General features: G+C 64.0%; 12 protein-coding genes and 1 tRNA gene. 4 read left to right on the forward strand and 9 right to left on the reverse strand.

All coding sequences use genetic code 11. The features are described from left to right. Window positions 1-66 precede the first annotated feature (66 nt). Window positions 67-143, forward strand: a tRNA-Arg gene (locus QA639_RS41455). A 54-nt stretch (window positions 144-197) separates the two neighbouring features. On the opposite strand, the gene QA639_RS41460 is transcribed toward QA639_RS41455, so the two are convergent. From QA639_RS41460 to QA639_RS41470, 3 genes are all read right to left on the reverse strand, one after another. Beyond that, window positions 198-518 carry a hypothetical protein gene (locus tag QA639_RS41460; RefSeq protein ID WP_028335596.1) on the reverse strand — a complete coding sequence of 107 codons (321 nt, stop codon included), beginning with the start codon at window positions 516-518 and terminating at the stop codon, window positions 198-200. A gap of 71 nt (window positions 519-589) precedes the next feature. Beyond that, entirely contained in the window at window positions 590-5,413 is a 4,824-nt protein-coding gene (locus QA639_RS41465) for an NAD-glutamate dehydrogenase (RefSeq protein WP_157342577.1), read from the reverse strand. A gap of 330 nt (window positions 5,414-5,743) precedes the next feature. Continuing rightward, the gene (locus tag QA639_RS41470) at window positions 5,744-7,687 is read right to left on the reverse strand and encodes a sigma-54-dependent Fis family transcriptional regulator (RefSeq protein WP_283088910.1); all 1,944 of its coding nucleotides are present in this window, start codon (window positions 7,685-7,687) and stop codon (window positions 5,744-5,746) included. Window positions 7,688-7,970: 283 nt separating this feature from the next. Here QA639_RS41470 and QA639_RS41475 point away from each other — a divergent pair, with 283 nt between their 5' ends. Further along, window positions 7,971-9,779, forward strand: a complete 1,809-nt coding sequence (locus QA639_RS41475) for an NAD(P)/FAD-dependent oxidoreductase (protein WP_157342581.1) — start codon at window positions 7,971-7,973, stop codon at window positions 9,777-9,779. 58 nt (window positions 9,780-9,837) lie between these two features. On the opposite strand, the gene QA639_RS41480 is transcribed toward QA639_RS41475, so the two are convergent. From QA639_RS41480 to QA639_RS41500, 5 genes are all read right to left on the reverse strand, one after another. Next, complete coding sequence (locus QA639_RS41480; protein WP_028335592.1) at window positions 9,838-10,257, reverse strand: CBS domain-containing protein; 420 nt, start codon at window positions 10,255-10,257, stop codon at window positions 9,838-9,840. 252 nt (window positions 10,258-10,509) lie between these two features. Beyond that, complete coding sequence (locus QA639_RS41485) at window positions 10,510-10,980, reverse strand: aminoacyl-tRNA deacylase (RefSeq protein WP_028335591.1); 471 nt, start codon at window positions 10,978-10,980, stop codon at window positions 10,510-10,512. A 120-nt stretch (window positions 10,981-11,100) separates the two neighbouring features. After that, entirely contained in the window at window positions 11,101-11,913 is an 813-nt protein-coding gene (locus QA639_RS41490; protein WP_028335590.1) for a pentapeptide repeat-containing protein, read from the reverse strand. A gap of 285 nt (window positions 11,914-12,198) precedes the next feature. Further along, window positions 12,199-13,437 (reverse strand): CaiB/BaiF CoA transferase family protein, encoded by a 1,239-nt coding sequence (locus tag QA639_RS41495; protein WP_028335589.1) that lies wholly within the window; start codon window positions 13,435-13,437, stop codon window positions 12,199-12,201. Then, window positions 13,424-14,125 carry a haloacid dehalogenase type II gene (locus tag QA639_RS41500; protein ID WP_283088911.1) on the reverse strand — a complete coding sequence of 234 codons (702 nt, stop codon included), beginning with the start codon at window positions 14,123-14,125 and terminating at the stop codon, window positions 13,424-13,426. Before QA639_RS41500 ends, QA639_RS41495 begins: the two co-directional genes overlap by 14 nt. 94 nt (window positions 14,126-14,219) lie before the next feature. On the opposite strand from QA639_RS41500, the gene QA639_RS41505 reads away from it, so the two are divergent. Continuing rightward, complete coding sequence (locus tag QA639_RS41505; protein WP_028335587.1) at window positions 14,220-15,122, forward strand: LysR family transcriptional regulator; 903 nt, start codon at window positions 14,220-14,222, stop codon at window positions 15,120-15,122. On the opposite strand, the gene QA639_RS41510 is transcribed toward QA639_RS41505, so the two are convergent. Next, on the reverse strand, window positions 15,119-16,528 hold the full coding sequence (locus QA639_RS41510; RefSeq protein ID WP_283088912.1) for an MFS transporter: 1,410 nt from the start codon (window positions 16,526-16,528) through the stop codon (window positions 15,119-15,121). The two genes, QA639_RS41505 and QA639_RS41510, sit on opposite strands and share 4 nt — an antisense overlap. A gap of 296 nt (window positions 16,529-16,824) precedes the next feature. Between QA639_RS41510 and QA639_RS41515 the strand changes: the two genes are divergently transcribed. Further along, on the forward strand, window positions 16,825-17,994 hold the full coding sequence (locus QA639_RS41515; RefSeq protein WP_283088913.1) for a YXWGXW repeat-containing protein: 1,170 nt from the start codon (window positions 16,825-16,827) through the stop codon (window positions 17,992-17,994). Window positions 17,995-18,010: the final 16 nt, after the last annotated feature.

The following is an 18,010-nucleotide window of genomic DNA, read 5'->3' on the forward strand; positions in this document are numbered from 1 at the left end:
AGCCCTTAACCAGTTGGACAACGCCGTTGCCGACAGGGAGCCAATCAGCTAAATGAACCCCTGCACGCACCCGTAGCTCAGCTGGATAGAGCGTTGCCCTCCGAAGGCAAAGGTCACACGTTCGAATCGTGTCGGGTGCGCCATTTCCGCTTCGTTTGCCGCCGTTCAATTGCAGCCATTGCTGCGCTCCCCGCGGGTTAGGGGATTCTTGCAACAACGTTGGGCCGGTTTTTCTCGAGCCAGGCGACGGCCTCGGGTCCATCGACGATACACTCGAAGGTTTCCCAGGTTGGGTCCTCCAGAGATTCCAGTTGCAATCGCTTCGCCGCATACTCGACGAGGTCGTGCAGGCGTTCGTATCCTTGTCTGTGCTCGAGGGAATCTGCAATCGCAGTGCTGGTCCATCCTCGTTGGGCCAAATCGATAATGCTCGGAGCATCAGCCTCGCTGAACCACGGTGTGGCATCGAACTCGATGCAGCGAACGTTGTCGGCGGTATGGCAAGTGGCGTGGATCATTGGATTCCTCCGTTTCCCGGCTAACTACCTGCGCCAGCATCGCACTTCTCACGTCGCTGCCTCGCACGCCGTCAGGCCTTGACCAAGTCCCCCAGCAGGTTCGCCGCCACCGTCAGCTTGGCGAGGGTCAGGCCGCTGGCAGCGATCTCCTCGACCGAGCGGCGGATACGCGTCGCCTCGGGGTGAGCCGCGAGCCAGGTCTCGACGGCCTGCTGGCCAGACTGGCCGGTTGCCAGCATATCGGCCGCCAGTCTCCTTTCGGCGCCGGCGATCTGCTCGACGGCGCGATCGATGGCCATGCGTTCGAAATAATCGTTGGCCGGCACACTGCGTGCGGCGGCGATGATGCGGTCGAGACGGAAATTCGCCTCGGCGGCGTAGAAGGTCGCGGCGGCATCGCCGATGGGGCGCTTGGTGCGCTCGGCAACCGTCACGATGTCGGGAGCCGAGACCAAAGCGTCAAGATCGGCGAGCTCGCCGGCGAGGCCGGCCGGGACACCGGCGTCGGCGAGTTCCTGCCGCCGCTTGACGCGCGCGGCTTGCAAGTCCGGCGGCAAGGCAGCGTCGAGCCCGGCGACGATCTGGCGGATCGCCGGGCCGAAGCGCGCGACAACGGCCTCCAGCCCGTCCTTGAAATCGGCATTGCGCACGTACCAGACCATGCGGGAGAGCAGGAGGTCCTGCACTGAAGCGTAGAGGGACAGCTGCAGCTGCCCGTCGATGCAGGCATCGAGCGCGTCGATCGCGTCGTTGAGCCACTTCAGGCCGTAGCATTCGTCGACCGCCACATAGGCCATCACGATGGTCGGGATATCGGCGTCGGTCTCGTCGATCAAGCGCACGACGCAGGCCGGGCCACCGCGATTGATCACCGCATTGGCGAGACTGGTCGCGATGATCTCCCGCCGCAAGCGATGCAATCCGGCCGCGGTCGGGAATTTGTCCTGAACCTCGCGCGGAAAATACTGGGATAGTTCGCGGGCAAGATAGGGGTCATCGGGCACGCTGGTGACGAGCAGGTCATCGTAGAGGGTCAGCTTGGCGTAGGCGAGCAACACGGCAAGCTCGGGCCGCGCGAGGGACTGGCCGCGCCGTGTGCGCTCGGTGAGCGCGGCGTCGTCGGGCAAGAACTCCACAGCGCGGCTGAGCAAGCCGCGCTGTTCGAGCGACTGCATCAGGCGGGTGAGGAAACCGGTCTCGGCCACACCCTTGCGCTCGGCCAGCGAGAGCGCCAGCGTCTGCAGATAGTTGTTGCGCAGCACCAGCACGCCGACCTCGTCGGTCATCGCGGCAAGCAGGCTGTTGCGGTCAGTGGGACTGAGGCGTCCCTCGCGCTCGGGGCGCGCCAGTGCGACCTTGATGTTGACCTCGACGTCGGACGTGTTCACGCCGGCCGAATTATCGATGGCGTCGGTGTTGAGCTTGACGCCCTTCTGCGCCGCTTCGATGCGGCCGCGCTGGGTAACGCCGAGGTTGGCCCCTTCGCCGATCACCCGGGCGCGCACGTCGCCACCCGCGATGCGGATCGGATCGTTGGCGCGGTCCCCGACCTGATCGTCGCTTTCCCCGGAGGAGCGGACATAGGTGCCGATGCCACCAAACCACAACAGGTCCGCGCGAGCCTTCAGGATCGCCGTCATCACCTCGAAAGGCGTGGCCTGCGGCTTGTCGAGATCGAGCAGCGTGCGCACTTCCGGCGCAAGCGGGATCGCCTTGAGCGAGCGCGAGAACACGCCGCCGCCCTGCGAGATCAGCGACTTGTTGTAGTCCTGCCAGCTCGATCGCGGCAGATCGAACAGGCGCTGGCGCTCGGCGAAGCTGGTCGATGGATCGGGCGAAGGATCGATGAAGATGTCGCGATGATCGAAAGCCGCCACAAGCCTTGTCGCCGGCGAGAGCAGCATACCATTGCCGAAAACGTCGCCCGACATGTCGCCGACGCCGACCGCGGTGAACGGCATGGTCTGAATGTCGGTGCCGAGCTCGCGGAAGTGGCGCTTGACCGCCGTCCAGGCGCCGCGCGCCGTGATCCCCATCTTCTTGTGGTCATAACCCTGGCTGCCGCCGGATGCGAAGGCATCGCCGAGCCAATGGTTCTTCTCGGCCGAGATCGCGTTGGCGACATCGGAGAAGGTGGCGGTGCCCTTGTCGGCGGCAACGACGAGGTAAGGGTCGTCGCCGTCGTGGCGCACGGTGGATTCGGGCGGCACGACGATGTCGCCGTCGAGATTGTCGGTGAGTTCGAGCAGCGAGCGAACGAAGATGCGATAGCTTTCGGTGCCCTCCGCAAGCCAGGCGTCGCGCTTGGAAGGCGGCGGCAGGCGCTTGGGCACGAAGCCGCCCTTGGCACCGACCGGCACGATCACGGCGTTCTTGACCTGCTGCGCTTTCACCAGGCCGAGGATCTCGGTGCGGAAATCCTGCGGCCGGTCGGACCAGCGCAAGCCACCGCGCGCAACCTTGCCGAAGCGCAGGTGAATGCCTTCGACACGAGGGGAATAGACGAAGATCTCGTAGAGCGGTCGTGGAGCGGGTAAGTCGTCGATCCGGCGCGCCTCGAACTTGAAGGAGATCACCGGACGCGGATGTCCATCCTCGCCGATCTGCCACAGATTGGTGCGAACGGTAGCCTGCACCAGATTGGTGAAGCGGCGCAGGATGCGGTCTTCATCGAGCGAGGCGACGGATTTGAGCTGTTCCTCGATCTCGGCAAGCAAAGCCGTCTCACGCGCCGCGCGCTCGGCGTCCGTCAAGGCGAGGCGCGGATCGAGGCGGGTCTGGAACATCGCGACCAGGCTGGCCGTGATCGCGGCGTTCTTGCGCAAGGTCTCCCACATGTAATCCTGGGTGAACGGAGCGCGGATCTGGTGCAAATAACGCGACAGCGCCCGGATGGTCGAGACTTCCCGCCAGCTTAGGGCGGTGCGCAGGATCAGGCCGTTATATCCGTCGGATTCGGCGCGATCGGTCACCACCGCCATGATCGAGGCTTCCAGGCGATGGCTGAATTCTGGGTTGATCTCGATGGGCTGGCCGTCACTGGTCTCGATCGTCATGTCGTGCAGCCAGACCGGCGCAGGCCTGGTACCGGGCACGATCTGATAGGTGCGTTCGTTGACCACGCGGAGGCCGTGATTTTCGATCACCGGCACGCGGTAGGACAACGACAACGGTACGGCGTCCGAAAACACCTTAAGGCCGAAGCGCCTCGGATCGTCGCCTTCGATGCGGTAAACCGAAATCGTTACCGGGCGGGCCGGCGTCAGCTTTTCGACGGTCGTGATATCGGCGATCGCCTGTTCCGCGCCGAACACCTCGGTATAGCCGCCGCTGAAGGCCTGGGCATATCGGTTGGTGAGCATGCGCGCCCGCATGCCATCGGTCGACGCCGTGAGCGCGGCCTTCAGCTTGTCGGCCCAGGTCGCGGCAATGGCGCTGATCCCGGCTTCGAGCAGGGGGCGGTCGACGACGGGCGTTTTGCCTTCATAGCGTCCGATGATGAAGTGGACACGCGCAAGCGCCCCTTCAGGGAATGATACGTAGGAGGCGGACAGCTTCCCCTTGTAGACCTGCGCCAAAAAGGCTCCGACGCGCGTGCGGACGTCGGTGTCGTATTTGTCGCGCGGAATGAAGGTGAGGATGGAGACAAAGCGATCGAACTTGTCGACCCGCGGCAACGCCCGGACGCGCGGACGCTCGTAGAGGATCAGGATCTCGATGACGAAGTTATAGAGCGTGTCGACGTCGATCTGGAACAGCTCGTCACGCGGATAATCTTCGAGAATATGCATCAGCGCCTTGCCGGAATGGCCGTTCGGGTCGAAGCCCGCGCGCTGCAGCACCCGCGAAACCTTGTGGCGGACATAAGGGATCTGCCGTACCGAGCGAGTATAGGCGCCCGAGGTGAAAAGGCCGACGACGCGCAACTCGCCTTCGAGCCGGCCGTCGGGCGAGTAGAGTTTGATGCCCACATAATCCATCCGGGTGCGGCGATGGACGCGGCTGGAGACATTGGCCTTGATGACGATCAGCAGAGTCGGCTCGTGCATGAACTCGCGGATTTCCGGCGTCATCACCACCATTTCGCTGCCCCGGCGCAGGACCTTCACGTCCGGATCGCGCAGGATGCCGAGGCCTTCGCCGGTCGTAATGTCGTCCGACGCGTCGCTGTCGGGCGAGAAGCGATATTTGCGCACGCCGAGGAAAGTGAAATTGTCCGCGCAGAGCCATTGCAGGAACTGATTGGCTTCGGCGAGTTCGTCGATCGGCAGCGGCGGCGGATTGGAAGAGAACGTCTTGATCGCTTCCTCGACACTGTCACGCATGACGCGCCAGTCGGCAACGCAGGCGCGGACATTGTTCAACGTCCTGGTCAGGCCGTCGATCAGCTTCTGGCGATCGGAATCCGCGTCCAGGCGGGTGATGTGGAGATGAATCAGGCTTTCGCGCGCGCCCTTTGCTCCCTCCGGCAGTGCTTCCCCATAGAATCGCAACAGCTTGCCCCCTTCATCGCGCTCCACGGCGATGATCGGGTGAGCGACCAGGGTGACCTCGAGGCCCTGCTCGGCGAGCTCCGCCATGGTGGAATCGAACAGGAAAGGCATGTTGTCGTTGAGAATTTCGAGCACGGAAATCTCGCGCCCGTTCGGCAACGTCGGATTGACGACGCGGATATCGGCGCTGCCGGCGGTACGCCGCTGCACGTGCTCCCAGGCCTGCTCCGCCAGGAGGGCAAGCGAGGCGGCATCGTAATTGGCGAGATCCTCGATGTTGGTGTAGCCGAACAAGGGCTCGGCAAAGGCCCGGGGGCTCTTGCCCGCTGGCACGCTGCCCGCTGCATCGCGGATCAGGGCTGCCCGGGCCTTGTCGTCACGCCACGCCATAATGTCCTCCATTTGCCGTGCCGTCCGATCGCAGCCGCGACCATCCGCTTGATTCTGGAGTGCATCTCTTCGTGCGCCGCGATCGAATGCTAACACGAAATCCTAGCTTCGACGGCCGCCGACGACAATACTACGATCCCGCAGCGAACGGCGTACGCTGCCGTGATGCGTGCTGAATTTCGCTTGCGACAGCGGCTGGGCCGAAGTCGGCGGCGACGGTGGTCCAACGCCTGGGGCGGGAAAAATCACATGCAATTTCAATTATGTATGGGTTCGCGCCACCGTTCGGCAGGGATGTCGTATCTGACGGTGGCGGTCAGCGACGGCGGACAGCGGCTGCACTCAGGTCAGGTCTTTCGGCATCGTGATGCCGAAGCGGAGAATCTGGCGGTGGATGGTCGAGCGATCGACGCCGCGTTCACGCGCCACCTGCGAGACATTCCAGCGATTGTTGCGCAACGCCGCAAGTAGCGCATCGGCTTGCCGCGACGTCGCCGCGCCGCCACGTACCGGCTTTCCGGATATCTCCTCACCCAGGGGATGAGCGATCCGGTCCGGCAGATCGACAAGATCGATCGTGCCGTCGTTCGACAGCGCGCAGCCATGATCGAGCGCGTTGATCAGCTCGCGGATGTTGCCGGGCCATTGGTACTTGAGCAGCGCGCTGCGCGCGCTTGCCGTCAGCGCATAGTTGGCATTGTGCTCCGTCGAAAGCCGATGAAGGGATTGATCGATCAGCCACTCGATATCGGTGCGCTGACGCAGCGGAGGCAACGCAAGCACCGCGCCGTTGAGGCGGAAATAGAGATCCTCGCGAAACTGCCCCGCCCTCACCAGCGCGACGAGGTCGCGATGGGTGGCAGCTATGACGCGGACATTGAGCGGGACCGGCCGGGTGCGGCCGACCGGCGTCACCTCGCGCTCGGCGAGCACGCGCAACAGGCGCGTCTGCGACGAGATCGGCATGTCGCCGATCTCGTCAAGGAACAGGGTGCCGCCGTCGGCTTCGAGCACGAGACCCTTCTTGCCCTTGGCCGCCGCTCCGGTGAAGGCGCCCGCCTCGTGGCCGAACAGCTCGCTCTCGATCAGGCTTTCCGGCAGCGCGGCGCAGTTGACGGCGACGAAGGGCCTGCCTGCCCGCGCACTGACCGAATGCAGCGCCTTCGTCAGGTGCTCCTTGCCCGTGCCGGTTTCGCCGGTGATGAGCAAGCCCATCTGGGTGTTGATGAGCTTGGCAGCGCGCGTCACCACATGATGCATGGCGGGATCGCCGCGGAACAGGTTGCGCAGCGGCGTCGGAAGCGCCGACTCGCTGCGGGAGGACGCCGGCGCCACCAGCTTGTTCGGGGGCGGCAAGGTCTGCGCGAACAGCGTCGCGCCGCTATTGGCTAGCCGCAGCGTGCGTTGGCCGGTGGGCCGCGAGTGGGCGAAGCGCGGCAGATCGTCGATGGTGCACTCGAAGATGTCGGACACGCTGAAGCCGTCGGCCCGCAGGCGAAGGTCCGGACGCTTGGCCAGTTCGCGGGCGAGCAGCTGCCTTGCGCGATTGTTGAAACCGATGATGCGGCCGTTGCTATCGACGGCCATGACATAATCCGGATCGACATCGGCGAATTCCGCGGAGCCGGACAGCTTGATGATCCATTCCTGCCGGAAACGGTTCAGCAGGTTCGCATTCTCGATCTTGTGGGCGAACGACTTGACCAGTTGCAGCGCCAGGAACTGGCTGGCCTTCGGCTCCGGCGAACGCAGCGCGGAGATATCCAGCACCGCAGCGAGCTTGCCGCTGGGATCGAAGACCGGCGCGGCCGTGCAGGTCAGCGGAATATGGGTGGCGTCGAAATGGTCGGATTGATGCACCGTCAGGGCTTCTTCGGTCGCGATGCAAGTGCCGACTGCGCAAGTGCCGGCATGCGGCTCGTTCCAGTCGGCGCCGAGATAGAGGCCGGCCCTGCGAAGCGTGTTGTTGAATGTCGGGTCGCCGATGAAATCCACCGTGATGCCCCTGGCGTCGGTGAGCAGCAGCACGTAGCCGAGTCCGGCGATCTGACGATACAGCATCTCGACGCCGAAGCGCGCCGTGTGGAGGAATTCGTCCATGGCGTCACGATGCTCGCGCAGCCGCCCGGATGTCACGATATGAGCGTCGCGCAGCACCAGCGGATCGAGCTTGTGTTCGGAGACGCATCGTACCCACGACTGATGGATGATTGCATCACGCGCGCTGGTCTGGCCGACCGCAACGCGAACCAGCTCGTCGATGTGCGCAGCCCGCTCCGTCGTCACGGCTGATGCTCCTGGATGTTTCCCCGCACGTTGTTGCGTCAAGTGTCACTCGGATTGTGCCGCCGATCAAGTTTGTTGCGTGCAACACCTGTTGCATGGCGCAACAAGTGAGGCGGCCTGGCGCCGGCAGTTAACGCGAGGAAATGCCGAGCGTTTTTCGAGATGCGCGGCAGTGGCATGAGGCTTGCTGACATGGTGGTCGAGGCAAGATTCGACCTCGCTAACGAACGCGCCGGAACCACGACGCAAAGGCGATCGACGCCGGCATATGGGAGAATGAAACATGCTCACGAAGGCCCCGGACGGAAAGATCACCGCGCTGCTCGACGAGTTCAACGCCGCATTGTCGTCGGGTGACATCGAACGCGCGATCGCGCTGTTCCAGACCGATTGCTACTGGCGCGATCTGGTCACCTTCACCTGGAACATCAAAACCATGGAAGACAAGGATCAGATCCGCGACATGCTGAAGGCGCGGCTTGCGGACAGCAAACCGTCGGGATGGCGCATTGCCGATGGCGAAGCTGCCAGCGAGGCCGGCGGCATCATCGAGAGCTGGATCGAGTTCGAGACCGATGTCGCGCGCGGCTATGGTCACCTGCGCATGAAGGATGGACGCATCTGGACCTTGCTCACCACGATGGCCGAGCTCAAGGGACATGAGGAGAAGTCGGGCTTTACCCGTCCGCTCGGCGCCAAGCACGGTCATGGCAAGGACCGCAAGAGCTGGCGCGAGGAACGCGACCAGGAAATCACCGAGCTTGGTCACGCAAAACAACCCTATGCGCTGATCATCGGCGGTGGGCAGGGCGGCATTGCGCTTGGCGCGCGGCTGCGGCAACTGAACGTGCCGACCATCATCATCGAGAAGAACGAACGCGCCGGCGATTCCTGGCGCAAGCGATACAAGTCGCTCTGCCTGCACGATCCGGTCTGGTACGACCATCTGCCTTATATCGACTTCCCGAAAAACTGGCCTGTGTTCGCACCGAAGGACAAAATCGGCGACTGGCTGGAGATGTACACGAAGGTGATGGAGCTCAACTACTGGAGCTCGACCACGGCGAAGTCGGCCAAGTATGACGAGAAAGCCGGGGAATGGACCGTCGTGGTCGAGCGCGACGGCAAGGAGATCACGCTCAAGCCGAAGCAGCTCGTGCTGGCGACCGGTATGTCGGGCAAGGCGAACTGGCCCACCTACAAGGGGCAGGACATCTTCAAGGGTGAGCAGCAGCATTCCTCGACCCACCCGGGGCCGGAGAAATATCGCGGCAGTAAGGTGGTGGTGATCGGCTCCAACAACTCCGCCCACGACATTTGCGCGGCGCTGTGGGAAGGTGGTGCCGACGTCACCATGGTGCAGCGCTCATCAACGCATATCGTGAAATCCGACACGCTGATGGATATCGGGCTCGGCGCGCTTTATTCGGAGCAGGCGGTGGCGAGCGGGATGACCACGCGCAAGGCCGATCTGATCTTCGCCTCGCTGCCCTACAAGATCATGCATGAATTCCAGATCCCGCTCTACGAGCAGATGCGCGAGCGCGACAAGGATTTCTACGCCGCGCTGGAGAAAATCGGCTTCATGCATGACTGGGGCGACGACGGCTCCGGCCTGTTCATGAAGTACCTGCGCCGCGGCTCGGGCTATTACATCGACGTCGGCGCCTGCGATCTCGTGATCGACGGTTCGATCAAGCTCAAGAGCGGCAAGGGCGCGGCGGTGAAGGAACTGACCGAGACCGGCGTCAGATTCGCTGACGGCACCGAACTCCCCGCGGATCTCGTCGTCTATGCCACCGGCTATGGCTCGATGAACGGCTGGGCCGCCGACCTGATCTCGAAGGACGTCGCCGACAAGGTCGGCAAGGTCTGGGGTCTAGGATCCGAGACCACCAAGGACCCCGGCCCCTGGGAGGGCGAGCAGCGCAACATGTGGAAGCCAACCCAGCAGCAAGCGCTGTGGTTCCACGGAGGCAACCTGCACCAGTCGCGGCATTACTCCCAATATCTGGCGCTGCAACTGAAGGCGCGGATGGAAGGCATCCCAACCCCGGTCTACGGCTTGCAGAAGGTTCATCACCTCGGTTGATCGACCGGACAATAACGAGATGTCGGGCGGATCGTCGTGCGATCCGCCCGGCCTCGCCTCAATGATGAGCCGACACGCTCTTCACGCATTGAGACAAGAGATCATCACCGGCAAAGTGGCCCACATCGCCCAGGCTGATCATGCCAACCATCCGCTTGCTCTTGTTGATCACAGGCAGTCTGCGGATCTTCAGCGTTTCCATGTGATGTATAGCTTTCGTCAGATCGTCGTCTTCCCGGCAGCAGTGTATGCCTTCCGTCATCACATCCCGCGCCGTGGTGCGCGCAGAGTTGAAGTCCTTGCTCGCGAGACCTTTGCAGACGAGGTCGCGATCCGTCACCATCCCGATCAGACGATCGTCTTGCCCGATCGGAATGCAGCCGATGTCGTGCCCTTGCATCAATTTCGCGATTTCGGTGATTGGGGTGTCGGGGCTTACCCAATCGACGCCCTTGTGCATCACGTCCTTGACTTTCATGGAGGACCTCCCGTCCAAGACAGCAGCCCCCTCGCTCGCAACTATACAGCAGAGCTGGCGCGACTGCATGCGTGCTGCGCCTTAAGGCGCGGTGAAACCGGGTCGAAGCGTCATCGCGCTCGAACCCCTTGCTTGAGCATGATCTCCGCGCAAGCGCGTTCCTCCCTTGTCTCGGGAGAGAGCCGCTTCGCACCTTTCCGGATCATGCTCCGGTCGGGGCGCACCGATAGACGGTCCCGCTGTCACGCCGCCTCAGTCGTGCGCACTGAAGCTGCCATGCAGGGAACCGGCGGTCAGGCGTGCGAATTGCGCACGACCGAGATGAAGCAACGTCTCATGATCGCCAGCTTCGATATAGATCTCGGGCTGCATCCGGATGCTGTCATCAACGATAACGTCGAGCCCGTAGCAGCTGCCGGCGGCGGGAACCGCCCCGTGCGCACAGTCCGCGAACAGCCGATCGATCTCGCCTTCAGCGGCCATGGCGATATCGTCACCGAATCTCGCCCTGAGATCCGCCAGCCTGAGGTGATGCGATGCCGGCAGCACGGCGAGCAGGTACCCGTCGTTGCGGCGCAGCACAATGGCCTTGGCCAAGCGATCGCCCGAGACGTGACAAGCCTGGGCGGTAAGGGCGGACGACATCGTCAGTACGTGCGGGATTTCGTCGTACTCGATGTTTTCTGCAGCAAGGTAGTTGTGCAGTCTGGGAGAAATGGTCATGGCATCACCTCCGGTGCGACATGCAACCATCCACCGTGGTCCTGCCCGCCGCACGATGAGCGGCTGCGTGGTTCTCAAGACAGAACATAGGTCTTGTCGCAGGACACTGCAATTCGATCCCTAACGGGGGCGCCGCGCCAGGTTCAAGTTCCGGGCCTTGTCCAGATTGCGGGCCTCGGCCAGCGTGGCCGCGCTCGGCAACAGAGCCGACGCAAGGTCGGCCTCGGTGAAATCTGCGCCGGCGACATTAGCGTCGGATAGGTCGGCTCCCGCAAGGTCAGCTCTGTGGAGGCTGCAGTTCGCCAAATTGGCGTTCTGCAGTTGCGCGAATTCGAGATCGGCGCGCGAGAGATTGGCGCCGCTTAGATCCGCGTTCCGCAGATCGGCGGATTTGAGCACGCCACGCATCAGGCCCATCGATTGGTTGCGCATATCAGCGCTCAGATCGGCGCCCGCAAGCCTGGCCCCGATCAGGCTGGCGCCGGAAAGATCGGCGGTTATCCGAGCGCCGCTCAAGTCGGCGCCGCCAAGCCTGGCACGCTGCATCTGCGTGCCGAGCAGCGATGCCTTGACGAGGGACGCCCCGGTCAAGTCTGCGTCGATTAGCCAAGCCTGGTTCAAGATAGCCCGATCGAAGCGGGCGCCTTTCAGATTGGTCCGGTTGAGCTTTACGAGATGAAGGTTGCCGCCGGTGAAGTCGAGGCCCGAGAGATCGAGGTGCGACAGTCGCTTTCCATCCAAATCCGCAGCGCGTCCGTCCCCTTGAGGGACCGACTTGAGGAGCGCGTCGACCTCGGCGCGCGTCATCTCCGACGTCGTCATTTCCGGACTGTTGAGGTCGACACTCCGCAGCATGTCCTGCGACACGGCGTCAGTCGGATCAACCAGGAGCGCCGCTATCGACACAAAGGCAAATGCGAGACGAAACGACATCGCCGTCTCTCCGCCGCTCAGTAACCCGGTATCGTCTCTTGCATTCTCCGGGTTGGCCGCGCCGTCAGGTTAGCTGGCCGGCTCCGGCCTATGCCAGAGTATGAAACCGGATATCGATCCTGGCAATGCCAGTGCCCCGTCCGAGGGAGGCTGCCCGCAAGCGCAAAGTGCCAGATTTCGGTCCGAAGAGGCGCGACAGGAAGAACGATCCGCCGCTCGTCGCCGACGGCGCGACGCGGCATCTGCTCGGCGATAGCTCTCACGACGATGCCTACATAACGAGACTCACAGGGGCGGGCGCACGAACGTCCGTCCAAAGTCGCCGAACGCGCCCTCGTCGGCAAATCTCCCGAGCTGATCGTCGCTCCAGCCGAGCCATTCCGCAAACACCTCGCGCGTGTGTTCGCCGAGCATTGGCGGCGGCGTGGAAGGTGGCGGCGGGACGTCGCCGAATCGCGTCGGCCTCGCGATGAACTTCACATCTCCCGCGGCCGGATGGCCGATGGTCTGGACCATTCCGCGCTGCGTGAGCTGAGGCGTTTCGCAGACCTCGCCGACCGACTTGATCGCGCCGCACGGAATGCCTGCCACACCGAGCGCCTGCAGCCAGTCGGCGCGACTCCTCCGCGCGAAGATCGGCGAAAGGATCGCGACGAGCTCATTGCGGCTCGCCGCGCGCTTCGGGGCGGTGGCGAAGCGCACGTCTTCGCGCAACTCCGGACGGTCGATGACGCCGCAAAACGCCGCCCAGAACTTGTCGTTCGCGACCCCGACATTGATCCAGCCGTCACTCGCCTCGAACGGTTCATACGGGCTGATGGTCGGATGAACATTGCCGCGGCGCTTCGGGCTTTGTCCCGAGGCGAAGTACATGCCGGCGTTGAAGGTCAGCAGCGATGCCATGGCGTCGAGCATGGAGACGTCGACCCGGCCGCCCTCGCCGGTGCGGCTCTTGCGCATCAGGGCAGCCAGCACCGAATGCGACGCATAGAGGCCCGTGACGAGGTCGGCGATCGACGTGCCGACCTTGGTCGGCGGCCCATCCGGATCGCCGGTAATGTGCATCACGCCGGATTCGCCCTGCAGGATGAGATCGTAGCCAGGGCGCGCGGCGTCGGCGCCGGTGCGGCCGAACCCCGAGATGCTGCACAGGATGATGTCGCCCTTGCGGGCCCTCAGCGCGTCGAAGCCGAGCCCCCATTTGTCCAAGGTACCGGGGCGGAAGTTCTCGATAACGACGTCGGCGACGGATGCAAGATCGAGCACCGCGTCGCGCCCGGCCGGCGACTTCAGATCGATAGCACAACTTCGCTTGTTGCGGTTCACCGACAGGAAATACGCACTCTCGCCGCCGATGAACGGGGGGCCGTAACGGCGGCTTTCGTCGCCCTGTCGCGGATCCTCGATCTTGACGATGTCGGCGCCGAGATCGCCGAGCTGCATCGTGGCAAACGGGCCGGAGACCACCCGGCAGAGGTCGAGGACCCTGATGCCCGACAGCGGCTCGCGATCAGACGATCGCATCGGCGAGGTCCTTCATCGACGGCACCAGGATGTCGGGCTGATGCGGCGTGATGCCGAACGGGCGGCTGCGCCGGTCGATGAAGGCCGTCCGCATGCCGGCGGACTTGGCGCCGATGCAGTCGAAGGCATGATTGGCCACGAACAGCACCTGCGCCGGCTGCACGCCCATGATCTCGGCCGCTTTCGTATAGGTCGCGACATGCGGCTTGAACGAATTGGCCTCCGTCACCGAGATCACCCGATCGAACGGGACCTTGTGGTATTGCTTCGCGGTCTCGAGCATGTCGGGATCGCCGTTCGAGAGCACGACGAGCTTGTACTTGCGCTGCAGCCGCGCGAGTGCGTCCGGCACCTCCGGAAACGGCACCAGCTTCTCGATCTCGCCCACGAGGTAGCGCACATCGTCCATCGTGTAATCGATCTTGGCGCGGTCCATGACGTGGGCAACCGCGCGGTGCCCGATCTCGCGATAGGGCGTGTGCTCGCGATGCAGCAGCGCATCGATCATCGAGTTCTCGAAATGCGTGCGACGCCACCACGTGACGAAGGAGTTCGGATCGCCCTTCCAGCCCTTCTTCGCGAGGAAGGGCGCCGCGATCCTGGTCAGGCCGCCCTGCATGTCGACGACCGTGCCGTACTGGTCGAACATGCAGATCTTCACGTCACGCTTGATCGTCTCAAAGCTCATTGATGCCTCCTTGGTCCTGATCGATTGATACGCGCTGCACCATCATGGATGAAATGGATTTGTTATCTCTCGTCATTCACGATATGAATAATTGATGAACCTTCGATCCATCGACCTCAATCTGCTCGTCGCGCTGGACGCACTGCTGACCGAGCGTCACGTCACCAAGGCGGCAGACCGCGTCGGTCTCAGCCAACCCGCGATGAGCAATGCGCTCAACCGGTTGCGCGCGATGTTCAAGGACGAGCTCCTGGTGCGGACCACGACCGGGATGAAGCCCACACCCCGCGCCACCGAACTGGCGGAGCCGCTGCGCCAGGTTCTGCGCCAGGTCGAGCGCGTGATGGCGAGCGATGCCGGCTTCGATCCAGACAAGACGGAACGCACCTTCACGATCAGGATGTCGGACATTCTTGCGTGCCTGCTGCTGCCGCGACTCGCCGCAGCGCGGCCGCCGGAGGGCCGAATTTCCTACAACACGATCCATCTGCCGCCTTCGCTTACGATCGATGCGCTGGAGCGGGACGAGATCGACGTCGCGGTGAGCATGGGGCTCGAACATTCCGCATCGATCCGTTCCGAGACGCTGCTCCGCGACCGCATGGTCTGCCTGATGCGACGCGGGCACCAGATCAAGCGCGCACGGCTGACCTTCGAGCGCTTCATCGCGCAGGAGCACATGAAGGTCTCGATGAGCCCGACCGATCTTCGCTTCGTCGACGACGTGCTCGCCGAACGCGGCCATCGAAGACGCATCGCCCTGAACGTGCCGCATTGGCTGGTCGTGCCCCATGTCTTGAAGAAGACCGATCTGCTCGCGGTGATGCCGAGGCACCTCGCAACCGTGCTGATGGACGACGGTCTGAGGATGGAGGAACTGCCGTTCGAGTCCGCGCCGTTCGACTGGATGTTGTACTGGCACCGCAGATACGATCAGAGCAATGCCAACGGCTGGCTCCGCGACCGGATCAGAGCAGCGTGCTCCGACCTGAACTAGGCGCCAAGGTCCGCCGGCCTCCGCGCCATCGACGACCGCCCTCCCGCCTCGGCGTCCGTGACCGCCGACGCGTCCTCGAGAGATCGTCCCTTGGTCTCGAAACCGAACACGAGGAAGACCACGGCCTGGAAGACGAGGATGCCGGCCAAGGTCGTCAGCACGCCGGTCAGCCCCTGCCAGGCGAAGATCGCAACCACGACGTATTGAACCAGCGCGGTCGCGATGCGTCCGGAGGTGGCGCAGATCGCCGTGCCGCGAAGCCGATACCGCGTTGGAAACAGTTCGGGGACGTGCATCGCGAACCCGGTCGCCAGCATCACGTAGATCGCCGTGATCAGCAGGAAGCCCACGGCCGCGAGCGCAACACCATCCGGCATGTATGGATAGGCGATACCGAGCGCCGCGGCCGCAATCGACGAGCAGACGATCGACAGCCTGCGTCCGAGCCGGTCCGCCAGCACGAGCCCGATCAGCGATCCGACCGGGCCGCCCAGCGCCATCACGGTGGTGTAGCCCAGCGAGGAAACCACGCTGTGGCCGCCCTTGACCATGAAGGTCGGCAGCCAGCCGATGAACCCGTAGAGGCTGAAGCCGACGACGATGTGCAACAGGCTGCCGAGCAGCGTGCGCGCGAGATAGGGCGGCTGGAACAGACGCCAGACCGCGCCCGGAGACTCCTGCGCCGGCGCGCGGGCAGCGACGGCAGGCAGTTTCGCCTTGCGCGCGGCCTCGGCTTCGATCGCCGACAGGATCTTCTCGGCTTCATCGGCACGTCCGTTGGCGGCGAGCCAGCGCGGCGATTCCGGCATCGACTTGCGCAGAATCCAGACGACCATCGCAAGACAACCGACAAGGCCGAACATGTAGCGCCATCCAAGCGTCGGGATCACCCACAGGCCGACCATCGACGAGACGAACAGCGAGAAATTGGTGATCACGGCCAGCAGCCCGATCCAGCGCCCACGCGAGGAAGCCGGCACGAATTCCGTCAAGGTCGCATAGCCGACCACGATCTCCGCGCCGAGGCCAATGCCGATGATGAAACGCAGGCCGATCAGGACGATCATGTTCGGCGCGAAGGCCGCGGCGATCGAGGCGAGGCCAAAGATCGCGAGGTTCATCTGGTAAGAGAAGCGGCGGCCGAAGCGGTCACCGAGGATGCCGGAACACCACGCGCCGATCGTCATCCCGACGAAGGTCGCGGAGACGAATGCGGCGTTGAGCTCGAGTGTCGACCATCCTTCCTTCAGCACGGCGCCCAGCACGCCGCCGGCCAGATAGATATCGAACGCGTCGAGGAACATGCCGGCCCCGATCAGGGCCAGGATGCGCCAGTGGAATCCGCAGATCGGCAGCCAGTCGAGGCGCGCGCCCGCGTTGATGTCGATGTCGGCGGATCGCGCCATACCAAACCTCCCTGCCCGGCCTTTGGCAGCCGGATGCTCCGTCACCGATTGATGACGCGCAGGGGGTCGTCGTCCAATTCAAATCGAAAATTCGACTATTTGGCGCGGTGATGAAGCTGACGAGACCGCATGATCGCGTTCCATCCTGACACCGGGCTGACTTGCATTCGCCGTCGTTAACGATCCCGCCGTCGCGCGATCTCGAAATCACGGTGTCAGCACAAACATTCACAACGGGTTCATGTCGCCGCCACTATTCGACTCCAACGCTGGGGGAGAAGATTGGAGTATGTGCCATGCGCCGCATCGCCGGACTGCCTTTCGCCCTGGCTCTCAGCCTCTGCTGTTTCTCGCCGCCACACGCTGCGCGCGCGCAGCTTGCCATCGGCATCACCGTCAATGCAGCGCCGCCGCCATTGCCGGTCTATGTCCAGCCGCCGATCCCCGCGCCCGGCTACATCTGGACTCCGGGCTATTGGGCATGGAGCGACGACACCGGCTACTACTGGGTGCCCGGCACATGGGTGCTTCCGCCGGCGCCTGAATTGCTGTGGACACCCGGCTATTGGGGCTGGAGCGACGGCGCCTACGCCTTCCACGCCGGATATTGGGGCCCGACCGTCGGCTTCTACGGCGGCATCTCTTATGGCTTCGGCTACACCGGCGTCGGCTACGAGGGCGGCTACTGGCGCGGCGGCAGCTTCTTCTACAACAGCTCCGTCAACAACATCTCGAACGTCTCGGTCACCAACGTCTACAACAGGACCGTCGTCAACAACACGACCAACGTCAGCTACAACGGCGGCACCGGCGGCACCACGGTGAAGCCGACGCCGCAGCAGCTCGCCGCCCAGAACGGGCAGCACATGGCTGCGACCGGCGAGCAGACGCGGCACGCGCAAGCGGCGATGAAGAATCCAGCGCTGACGCTCGCCAACAACCATGGTCATCCGGCAGTCGCCGCGACCGCGCACGCAGCACGGTTCAGCGGCGCCGGCGTGATCGCCGCGCGCCCGGGCAAGCCGATCGCGGCGCCGCCGCCCCGACATGCGCAGACTGCGACGGGCCACGCTTTGCCGACGGGACACGCGCTGCCGACCGGGAACGCTCTGCCGCCAGGACACGCTCTACCGACAGCAAATGCTTCGCCGGCCGGACACGCTCTACCGACGGGAAATGCTTTGCCGCCGGGACACGCCCTGCCGACTGCGCATGCTCTGCCGGGCGCCGGCGCACATCCCGCACCGGCGCCGCACGTCGCTCCGCCGGCGTCAAGACCGCAGCTCGTGCAGCATGCACCGCCGCAGCCACGCGCGGCCGCGCATCCGCCGGCGCCGCGCGTCGCGCAAGCTGTTGTGCGTCGGCCCGCGTCGCCGCAGGTGTCTCGGCCGGCGCCGCGGCCTCATCCGGCGCCACGGCCGCATCCTGCTGCGAGGCCGCATCCGGCGCCATACCAGCACTCATGATCGGGCTCATCGGCGT

This window comes from Bradyrhizobium pachyrhizi (genome assembly GCF_029714545.1).
Lineage (GTDB): Bacteria > Pseudomonadota > Alphaproteobacteria > Rhizobiales > Xanthobacteraceae > Bradyrhizobium > Bradyrhizobium pachyrhizi.